Annotated in this window: 8 protein-coding genes and 1 pseudogene; 4 read left to right on the top strand and 5 right to left on the bottom strand. The window is 49.9% G+C overall.

Going from position 1 to position 9,797, the window contains the following annotated elements; all coding sequences use genetic code 11:
• The 3 genes and pseudogenes from ACWA6V_RS11045 to ACWA6V_RS11035 form a co-directional block, all read right to left on the bottom strand.
• Nucleotides 1-620: pseudogene (locus ACWA6V_RS11045) on the bottom strand (diaminopimelate decarboxylase family protein); the annotation flags it as partial.
• 42 nt (nucleotides 621-662) lie between these two features.
• Complete coding sequence (lptM, locus tag ACWA6V_RS11040; RefSeq protein ID WP_449522538.1) at nucleotides 663-839, bottom strand: LPS translocon maturation chaperone LptM; 177 nt, start codon at nucleotides 837-839, stop codon at nucleotides 663-665.
• Between the two features lie 132 nt (nucleotides 840-971).
• Nucleotides 972-2,174, bottom strand: coding sequence for a sigma 54-interacting transcriptional regulator (locus tag ACWA6V_RS11035; RefSeq protein ID WP_449522537.1), 1,203 nt, complete (start codon nucleotides 2,172-2,174; stop codon nucleotides 972-974).
• A gap of 231 nt (nucleotides 2,175-2,405) precedes the next feature.
• Here ACWA6V_RS11035 and ACWA6V_RS11030 point away from each other — a divergent pair, with 231 nt between their 5' ends.
• From ACWA6V_RS11030 to ACWA6V_RS11020, 3 genes are read left to right on the top strand one after another with little or no spacing between them, the layout of a single operon-like run.
• Nucleotides 2,406-3,380, top strand: coding sequence for an FHA domain-containing protein (locus tag ACWA6V_RS11030; protein WP_449522536.1), 975 nt, complete (start codon nucleotides 2,406-2,408; stop codon nucleotides 3,378-3,380).
• A gap of 7 nt (nucleotides 3,381-3,387) precedes the next feature.
• A complete protein-coding gene (locus tag ACWA6V_RS11025; RefSeq protein WP_449522535.1) occupies nucleotides 3,388-5,709 on the top strand; it encodes a protein kinase domain-containing protein in 2,322 nt (773 codons plus the stop codon).
• Between the two features lie 22 nt (nucleotides 5,710-5,731).
• The gene (locus ACWA6V_RS11020; protein ID WP_449522534.1) at nucleotides 5,732-6,187 is read left to right on the top strand and encodes a hypothetical protein; all 456 of its coding nucleotides are present in this window, start codon (nucleotides 5,732-5,734) and stop codon (nucleotides 6,185-6,187) included.
• Nucleotides 6,188-6,245: 58 nt separating this feature from the next.
• On the opposite strand, the gene ACWA6V_RS11015 is transcribed toward ACWA6V_RS11020, so the two are convergent.
• Together ACWA6V_RS11015 and ACWA6V_RS11010 are read right to left on the bottom strand one after the other, a co-directional pair.
• The gene (locus ACWA6V_RS11015; RefSeq protein WP_449522533.1) at nucleotides 6,246-7,535 is read right to left on the bottom strand and encodes a glycosyltransferase; all 1,290 of its coding nucleotides are present in this window, start codon (nucleotides 7,533-7,535) and stop codon (nucleotides 6,246-6,248) included.
• A 1-nt stretch (nucleotide 7,536) separates the two neighbouring features.
• Nucleotides 7,537-8,739: a helix-turn-helix domain-containing protein gene (locus ACWA6V_RS11010; RefSeq protein WP_449522532.1), complete on the bottom strand. Its 1,203-nt coding sequence runs from the start codon at nucleotides 8,737-8,739 to the stop codon at nucleotides 7,537-7,539.
• A gap of 326 nt (nucleotides 8,740-9,065) precedes the next feature.
• On the opposite strand from ACWA6V_RS11010, the gene ACWA6V_RS11005 reads away from it, so the two are divergent.
• A partial coding sequence (locus ACWA6V_RS11005; RefSeq protein ID WP_449522531.1) for a carbohydrate-binding protein occupies nucleotides 9,066-9,797 on the top strand: 732 nt, incomplete at its 3' end.

Here is a 9,797-nt window from a genome sequence, read left to right as displayed (position 1 = left end):
AGTTGGGTAAGCTGCGAGCCGATATGACAATCCAAACATTTGATCGCCAAGCTCGGCAATTGTGCAGCGCGCGCATAAACAGCTGGTGCACGCTCAATCGCGATACCGAATTTATTTTCTTTTAATCCGGTAGAAATATACGGATGGGTATTGGCATCCACGTCGGGATTTACCCTCAGGGATACATTTGCCACCTTGCCTTTTTGTGCAGCGATTTGCGCAAGCAGTTCCAGCTCCGCTTCTCACTCCACATTCAAACAGAAAATGCCCACCTCCAATGCGCGCGAAATTTCATCCGCGCTTTTACCCACGCCGGAAAACACGATGCGCGATGGCTGGCCGCCCGCAAGCAGCACACGCTCCAATTCACCACCAGAGACGATATCGAAACCGGCACCGAGTTTGGCGAGCATATTTAAAATCGCGAGATTGGAGTTGGCTTTGATCGCATAACAAATCATGCCGGGATGCGAACCCAAGGCCTGCGCATAGGACAAGTACTGTTGCGTAAAAGCCGCGCGGCTGTACACATAACAGGGCGTGCCGAAGCGTTCGGCAACAGCGGCCAGCGGGGTATCTTCAACGTAGAGTTCGCCATTGCGTTCGGTGAAATGCTGCATAAATATTCTCGATCAAAAAGCGGGGAGCGGATGGTGTTGGAATTACTCTGCCGGAGTTTCAGGCTGATTGGCCTGAGGCTGGTCTGCCTTGGGTTGCGCTGACTGGGTTTGTGAAGCAGGCGGCTGGGGCTTACTGGGCTGAGGCAAATAGAGCGGGCCTTTTTGGCCACAGGCGCCAAGGCTCAAGCTGAGCAACACGAATACAACTGCAATTTTCATAACCGGAGTCCGATGACACCCTGAAGACGACAGGGTCAGGATAAAAGACGGGGCAGTATAACCCTGCCAATAGCCAGCGTCACTCCCGCGTGCGGGAGGAGATTTATTGGAGCGGAAGGACAGAAAGCAGAATCAACCCAGAACTAAGCGCAACTCGTCTGCTGACACCAGTACGCCATTAGCGATCACGGCGAGTTTTTGAATCGCCGCTTTTAATTGTTCAACATCAACCAAACTATCGGTGGATTCCAGCAGCTGCCAGGCCTCTTCGGTTAAATCAAACTCGGCTGTCAGTGCAAATTCGCGGATATAAAACTGGGCGAGATCGCGCAGATCACCGTAACGCTCCCGCAATGCAGGTAGACGCAATTCTTGCGCATGTTGCGCCAACCACTGGGACTGGATGGACGCAAGTGGAGCATCCTCACTGCTCAAGCTCATAATCAAACGCACACTGTAGGTGCCATCAAAACGGGCGTTGGCAGCCTTGAGCCAAAAATTGCGCAACGCCTGGAAACTACTGTTGGATAACGCATCGATATTGCGCACAAACAGGGTGCCGCCATTGGCGTAGGTGTGCAGCGATTGCAAAATGCTCGCCGCTGCGCCCTCCTCCCATTCTTTGCAATCCGATTCGATAAAGGGCGCGGTATCGGCGCGCGATAAACAATGCAGGCTGCGCGCAGCAATCACTTTGCCACTGCCTCTGTTGGCGCGGATCAATACCGGCTGCGTCCCTTTGGCCAATTGATCGATCCGTTGATCCAATTGGCGCAATGCTTTGCTGTTGCCGATCCAATAACTCTGGTCGCCATAAATATGGATCGCACGGTATCGGGTCTGGTAACGACCAATGGTGCGGATAATTTCATCAGCAACCAATGCCAGCTCTTTGGTTAATTGTGCAGGTTTTGCTTCCACGCCCGGCGCAGCCTGTGCAACCAAATACCCCAGGCGCTGCGGCTGCCCCTGCGGCAATTTAAAATTCAGCGGTAAACTGAACGCGGTCTCGGCGATAAAATCTTCAAAGGGAGAATTGTTTGCCTCCTGCGTGGAGATAAAAAATTCCTCTACCTTTCCTGCCGCGGCAAGCTGCAAATCCTGAGTGTCATTAACCAGTAACAAATGGTGATAGCCCTGATGGGTAACGCAGCGCAGGGTGATGGACGCATGCGCAAGGCCGAGGCGATCAACCGCCGCGCGCAGGATAATTTTGCTAAGCGTGATAAAACTTTTATTTACCGGCACCCACTTGGCGCTAGTGGACTGATTGAATGTGTGGATGGCGCGGGCGACCGGCTTGTGGTTCATAGCGGCTTGGAACAGGGCAATCATAGCGACAGTCTCTTAATCCATGCAGACAATAGGTGGGAAAACTGGGGCATCTTGTGGCAATCTATAGCCCTTGGATTAAATTGCCTATTACAGGGCATTACAGACAGCACCTAACCCAAACCAACATATAGATCAGCACACACGTAGACGCGCGGGCAGCATTGACACAGGGAGCGAAAAAAATCAGCGGCACCGCGCTCTGGAAATGCTTACTTTTTACGCGGAAACCTTATGGCTTATTTGTTGGATGTCGCTACAGAGAATTACTTTCCTCTCGCGCCCCATCACACCTTTGGCAGGCTTGCAGAGAGTGTGGATACCCACATCGATAAACCCTACGTCTCCAAATTGCACGCGGCGATTGAATGGAATGGCAGCCATTGGCGCCTCAAAAATCTCGGCCTCAACGGCACTTGGGTGAATGGTGTTAGCCTCGGTCAGGGCGATACCCGCGACCTGAGCCTGAATGATGAAATCCACTTTGCCGAACAAACTGACCCGGGTTTTACCGTGATCAATCTGGCTCCACCTGCCGATATGCTCTGGCCGCTGGAGAACATGCACACGCAAATTGAACCTATTTACCTCTCGCGCTACCACCTGCTGCCCGATGCAGAACACCCGGAGCTCGCACTGTTTTACAACGAGCAAACACAGCAGTGGCACCAGGAAGCACTGCTGCAACAGAGCGAACATGAGCAGCCTGAATTAAACGATGGCGATCTAGTGCAATTCAGCGGCAGCCACTGGCAATTTGTACGCGCGCAAATTTATGGCCCGACCGAAGCAAAAGCCTCGCGCCATATCAATGATTACGAATTTATTTTTAATATGAGCATGGACGAAGAAACCACCCAGCTCGAATTGCATCACCAGCAGACGCTGGATTTGGCCGTGCGCACCCATCACTATCTGTTGCTGCAACTCGCCCGCCACCGCGCGGAAGATGCCGAGCGCGGCTTGGATAGTAAAAGCCAGGGTTGGGTTTATGCAGACCAGCTCGCGGCGGAATTGGGGCTAGATAGCACCCATATGAATATCCAGATTTTCCGCGCGCGCAAACAATTGGTCGATGTACTGCCCGACGCCATCGGCCAACAAAATTTATTGGAAAGGCGCGGTGGCAAAATCCGTTTTGGCTGTGAAAAATTTAAAGTCTATAAAGGCGAAAAGCTCACGCTGAAATCGCCACTGATATCCTGTTGAGTGATGAATGAATAACTCTCTTGGGCCCACCGCCGTTGCAGGGCCCACGGAGCCTAATAGGCTCGGGCACTACGAGCTGCTCGATTGTATCGGGCGCGGCGGCATGGGTTTGGTTTACCGCGCACGCGATACACGCCTGGATCGACAAGTCGCAATTAAATGCCTACGCACGGAATTATTTGAGCACCATTACGTCGAGCGTTTTAAACGCGAGGCGCTGCTGCTGGCGAAATTAAATCACCCGAATATTGTGCAGATTTACGATTTTATCGAAGCGCCCGACCAACTCGCGCTGGTGATGGAATTGGTGGAAGGCCAGAATTTACAACTGCATCTGCGCGAACACATTGCCCCCTTTGCACAGCGGATGCGCTGGCTTACGGAGATCGCCCAAGGCCTCGCGGTTGCGCACGACGCCGGGATTATCCATCGCGATTTAAAAGCGGAAAATATCCTGATCAACCAGCGCAAGGTCGCCAAGATTACCGATTTGGGTATCGCCAAATCGCAAGACTATAACGCGACACTCACCGATCACATCGCGGGCAGTTATTGCTCCATGTCGCCCGAACAGGCGATGGGTGAAGCCATCGATTTTAAAAGCGATTTATTTTCCTTCGGTATACTCGCCTACCAATTGTTGTGCGGCGCGCATCCGTTTGGCGATACCAATAATAAATTGCAGTTAATGCAGCGGATTATTTCCCATCCGCCCACTTCCCCCGGCAAGCACAATCCGAATTTGCCAGCAGAGATTAATGAATTACTCGGCCAGCTACTCAGCAAAGATCCCGCCAAGCGCCCGGACAATACCCACTGGGTCGCTGCGCAGTTTGAAGCACTGAGCCACTTGCAATTGGAAAATGAATTTGTCAGCGATGAGACGCAAGCGCTGATTTCTAATGGCACTGCAGCGAATCAGTCGAATATAAAAAATACCGGAATCAAGAGCGCAGTAAAAACGCAGGATCACCCCACCTTTGAAACGCGCTTTGTTGCGGTTAATGCAACACCGAAAAAATCGCGTTGGCTGTCGATTAAGAATTATGTGGCTGACAATAAAATCAGCGTGGGTTTTGGGTTATTCAGTGTGTTGATTATTGCAGCGGTGGCGGTGTGGCAATTGCAGCCACTAAATGCCAGCAATGAAATTACTGAACGCCAGACGGAAGAACCTTATTCGCAAGCGCGTGAGTTTAATAAAGGATTGGAAGCGCTCAAATTGTTTGATAGGCCAGGTAGCTTGGAAACGGCAGAAAAAAGTTTTAACAGAATTCTTTCGCATACACCCAACAACGCAGCGGCAGTTGCGGGCTTGTCGCTGGTGTACAGCTACCGATATATCGGGGACTATGAAGACCCGATTTGGATGCAAAAAGCGGATGCGAGTGCACAGCAGGCATTGCAACTAAATGCCCAGCTTGCACTGGTGCATGTCGCCCTGGGACATGTATCTACGATTAAAGCCGAACACGATAAAGCCTTTGCCTCGTTTGATAAAGCACTTGTACTTGAACCAACCAATATTTTTGCATGGCGCTGCAAAGTATCTGCACTGCGCTTAGTACAGCGTTATGACGAGGCAATTCAACTTGCACAACAAGGCCTGAAGCAATTTCCCCAAGAACGTTACTTCGCTGATACTTTAGGCTCCATCTACGTAGCACAGAATGATTTCTCAAAAGCTGAAGAGGCTTTTCGACTAAGCATTCAACTACAACCCGATGCCGTTTCCGCATATGCCACCCTAAGCATGGTTCTTGAATATCAGAACCGCAGCGATGAAGCCATGCAAATATTGCAACAAGGACTACAGATTCGCTCCAGTGAATGGTTGCACGGAAACCTTGGCACAGCCTTGTTTATGCGCGGAAATTATGTGGGTGCCGCCGCCTCATTTGAGGCAGCTGTGTCGCCCAATAAAGGCAACCCAAATAGCCACCTTGCTTGGGCGAATTTGGCGGATACATTACTCTGGATTCCCGGACGCGAAGCTGAAGCGAAAAACGCCTACCGTAAAGCACGTGATTTACTGACGCCACTTTTAGAGCGCAGGAAAGACGATGCAACACTTGTATCCCGCATGGGATTGTACTCAGCACGACTGGGTGACCGCACACAAGCAGAACCACTGTTAGTTCGTGTAATGGCACTTGCGCCAAAAAGTGCTAGTGTTCATTTTCGTGCGGGTTTAGCGTATGAGTTGCTAGGTGAGCGTGAGGAGGCTATAGCAGCACTCACCAAAGCAGTAGAACTGGGTTACCCGTTGAAGCTGATTCAAGCAGAACCCGACCTTTTAGAGCTACGCCGCGCAAGCGGTAATTTTTAAACTGTTAACAAAAGGATTCAACATGACAACAAAGCCAACAAAGCCAACAAAGCCAACAAAGCCAACAAAGCCAACAAAGCCAAAGAATACCCAATATACATTCACGCTTTTGTTTCCTGATGCGATAAAAGCCAGCCAAGTCACTAAAGTGGATTTTCAGGTAACAGGTACCCCGGCAATTAAGCCTCCGCTACCTCAAAACCAAATGCCGGCAATTTTTTCGGTAGGTGACACGCTTACGTTTACCTACCAAAAAGCCAATCCTGATGTAACAATTAAAAGTAGTTTGCTTACCCAATATAACGTTAAGACATCAGAAAAAGAGACAGACGAAGACTTTAGATGTCAATTTGATAAACCCATTACGATTACCGACGAGTTTATAGGCTCTTGGATATTCCATTTGTTGGGTCTGTATAAATACAAAGGCAAACGTGCCGCTTACTACCTTGACCCTGAATTTACGGGTGGCCCTTAAACATTAAGCATTAAGCATTAAGCATTAAGCATTGTTAGCATCACATGCACTCGCTTATTCAGGAGTGCACTGCAATCCCCCCAGCCAAACTCGTTGCTTTCGCTTCCAATTTTTTACTCAACTGCTCAACCAAATCACACGCATCAACAATCGCACTACTGTTAATTACATCCGCAGCATAGTGCCGCAGTGCTTTAGAGTTTTTAGCTTTCTGCAACATATTGCCAAGCATCGGCGCGACCTGCTCTGCTTTAAATTTCTCTGGCATCACATAAGTACCCAAACCCAATTGATAAATACGATCAGCATTATCCGGTTGGTCATATTTGATGGGGCGAATCAGTTGTGGAATACCTGCTTTAATCGCTTGCGCAGTGGTGCCCATACCGCCGTGATGAATAATCGCCAAGGCTTTTGATAGGGCGTATTCAAAATCGACGTAATCAAGATGCAAGCAGAGTGAAGAACCTTGCAAGAGTTCTGCGCCGCTCGCGCCGCCGACAAATACGCCGGGTACTTGCAATTGCTCGCACATTTTTCGGCCTTCGGTAAATAGCTCGGCAACATCTTTTACGCCAGTACCTGAGGTAAAAATCAGTGGAGCGCCCTGTTGCTCAATAAAAGCGTCTAATTCAGCGCGGCTATTCATACTGGCGCGATTCTGTAATGGAAACCCCACCAGTTTTAAATTATTTGGCCAGTCTTTGGCGGGCATACCAAACCATTCGGGGAAGAAACCAATTTGCAACAACGCAGCAGATTCCGTTTGAAATGTCAGCGGGCACCCCAAGCGTTTGCGCGTAGCCAAATAGGCTTGCGTGTGTTCCATTCTGCAAAATACTTTGAAGCGGGTTTTGCGATTCCGGCGCAATAAAAAGCGCACAATAAAGCGTGGAATACGCTTGGGGATTGCCCACTTCATCGGCGCCGGTGGGCTGTAGGCTGAAAAAATAAGATTGGGCGATAACAACATTTTTACAAACGGCAAACCGAATTTTTCTGCCGCTGCCGCTGCGCCGTTTTCTTCGCCAAGTGCCAGAACCAGTACCTGTTTCCCTGCCAGACTTTTCACATAGTTAAACGCGGGTTCAAACGCGGGCGCATGATAGTGCTCAAAGTTATCAACGTGATTTCTGGATTCCCACGCCGTAACACTATTGCCCTGGTGATATTGCTCCAGCGTGCCCACCGAAATAAATTCCAGCCCCGCCGCAACAATTCTTGGCTGAAAATAATCATTGGATAAAAAACTCACTTGGTGGCCGCGGCGAATCAACTCAATGCCCAGCGCGACCATGGGATCGATATCACCACCGGTACCCAACGCAAAAATCACAATATGTTGCATATTAATTCCCAGCCACATCCGCTGGCTGCTGGCGATATTCCGATGGCGTTTTACCTACCAGTTTTTTGAAAAATGTGTTGAAGACGGATTTACTGTTAAAACCCACTTCCAGATAGATATCGGTAATTGTCTTCTCTTTATTCGCCGGATCGAGCAAACGCTTTTGCGCTTCTTCAATACGGTAGCCATTTACGAATTCATAAAAGTTGTGGTTGAAGTGGCGGTTGATGATCATCGATAAATCTTTTGCCGGAATGGCGAGTGTTTCAGCGAGCATATCCAGCGTCAGTTCCGGATTGAGATAGGTTTTCTGCGCGCGCATCAGGCCGTCAATTTTTGCGGCGTATTCCGGGTTGAGCAATTTTTCTTGCGTGGATTTTTTGGCTGGCTCTTTGGTGTCTTTTTGTTTGACCGCCTCAAAATTGCTGAAGTAGCGCATGCTGGTGAATACCAGCGTACACACCAAAAAGAACAGCGCGTAATAACCGCTCAGACCAATGTACTCAATCGGGTTGCCATCGGGGTCGGGGTGGAGGAAATCGTAATCGGCAAACAGGCCTGCCATTTTCGCGAGGGCGAGGAACGCCTCCATACTGGTGACAAGGGTAAATCCGACCACAAGGATCTTCAGCCAGAGGATGTCCACCTTCTCAATATTGGAATGGGTATTTTTGAGGATGTCTTTGTATTTGAAAATCAGCAGGAAACCTGCAATGCAGTAACCAACGCGCGTGCATTTGATAAACAAATCCATGCCGATATAACCCGGGCTATACACAAAAGCTTCGGTGTTGATCCACTCCAGACGCGTCGCCGCAGGAAAACGGTAGAAGGCGGCCACCATAAAGAGTGCAAACAGACCAAAGGGGATCAGGTGGAGATAATCCCTGGGGCGGAGATGGAAATCGCGGAACACCAGTGACTTCACATAAAAATAGAGCAACACGGCATCCAAATAGTAGGCGAATGCGCCGATAAAATAGACTTCTGGCCATTTTTCACGCACATGCAATTTGAACTCCGCCCCCCAGAGAATGAGTTCATGTAAAGGAATAAGGGCGTGCGCAATCAAAAACGCAGCGAGAAAGTAGTTGCTGGTATTTTTGGGCGGATTGGTGGCGATGAGTAAAAGCGCAAAAAAACAGCAGAGCATTGCCGTCATTAACAGGATAACATCGTGGAAGTTGAAAACGACTTGGTTCATGGTTTCTCCCCAAAACTTCTTATTTTTTATGGCTAGAGTCATTCGCCGCAGCCATTTGTTTCACGCCGGATACTATAGAAGATGAATCGACTGGGCTAGAAAAAATCGCGTACGAGCATTTTTCCCATAGTCGAACCCGTTCGTCTTGGGACTTTTTCAGGTACCACTTTTGCTCTCGAACGACAGCATTGAGCCCGCCGCCCTATTCTCAGCCTCGACGAAATCCAGCGCACACAACCCAGCGCACAACAACAGGGAATGCAGTAATCCGGAATCAGGCTTTCGTACTCTGTGACAGATAACAATAACTTTACAGGTACCCAACTATGAACAAGTCAGCACTTGCGCTCTGCCTCGGCGGCGCGTTATTCAGTCAATACAGCCTTAGCCAGGTAAGCACCCCCGCCACCATACAGGCGGAAGCCTATAGCCATATGAATGGTGTGCAGCTTGTAGCCACTACCGATACCGGCGGTGGCCAAAATGTCGGCTGGATCGATGCCAATGATTGGCTCTCCTACGCCAACAGCCCCGTCAATATCACTACAGCAGGCGCTTACGATATTGAATATCGCATCGCCAGCCAAAGCGGCGGCGGTAATATCACCTTTGAAGAAGCAGGTGGAACCCCCGGTTACGGCAGCATCGCAGTGCCCAGCACTGGCGGCTGGCAGACCTGGACTACCATCAAACAGCGCGTGAATTTGAGCGCGGGCGTGCATCGCTTTGGGATCAAAGTGAATGCCGGTGGATTCAACATCAACTGGTTCAGGATTGTTCCGGTACAAACCCAATCATGGACGCCGCTACCCGCCATCAAACAAAGCGGCTCGCTCTGGGTTAACGCCAACACCAACCAGCGCGTAGATCTGCGCGGTACCAACCTCGGCAACTGGTTGATCCAGGAATTCTGGATGATGGGTGGGATCATCTCCCACAACGGCGGCGCGGTGAATGACCAGTGCACACTGGAATCGGTTATGTCGCAACGCTTCGGTAACGCCGAAAAAGAGCGCTTGATGAAAGTGTTCCGCGACAGCTACATCACTACCCGCGAC

The organism is Cellvibrio sp. (assembly GCF_053579595.1).
The sequence above is the reverse complement of the archived record's forward strand: the minus strand, read 5'-3'. Positions and strand labels throughout refer to the sequence as shown.

Coding starts and splice junctions, on each gene's coding strand:
- lptM (WP_449522538.1), bottom strand. CDS start 839: ATGAAAATTGCAGTTGTATTCGTGTTGCTCAGCTTGAGCCTTGGCGCC.
- ACWA6V_RS11035 (WP_449522537.1), bottom strand. CDS start 2,174: ATGATTGCCCTGTTCCAAGCCGCTATGAACCACAAGCCGGTCGCCCGC.
- ACWA6V_RS11030 (WP_449522536.1), top strand. CDS start 2,406: ATGGCTTATTTGTTGGATGTCGCTACAGAGAATTACTTTCCTCTCGCG.
- ACWA6V_RS11015 (WP_449522533.1), bottom strand. CDS start 7,535: ATGCAACATATTGTGATTTTTGCGTTGGGTACCGGTGGTGATATCGAT.
- ACWA6V_RS11020 (WP_449522534.1), top strand. CDS start 5,732: ATGACAACAAAGCCAACAAAGCCAACAAAGCCAACAAAGCCAACAAAG.
- ACWA6V_RS11010 (WP_449522532.1), bottom strand. CDS start 8,739: ATGAACCAAGTCGTTTTCAACTTCCACGATGTTATCCTGTTAATGACG.
- ACWA6V_RS11025 (WP_449522535.1), top strand. CDS start 3,388: ATGAATAACTCTCTTGGGCCCACCGCCGTTGCAGGGCCCACGGAGCCT.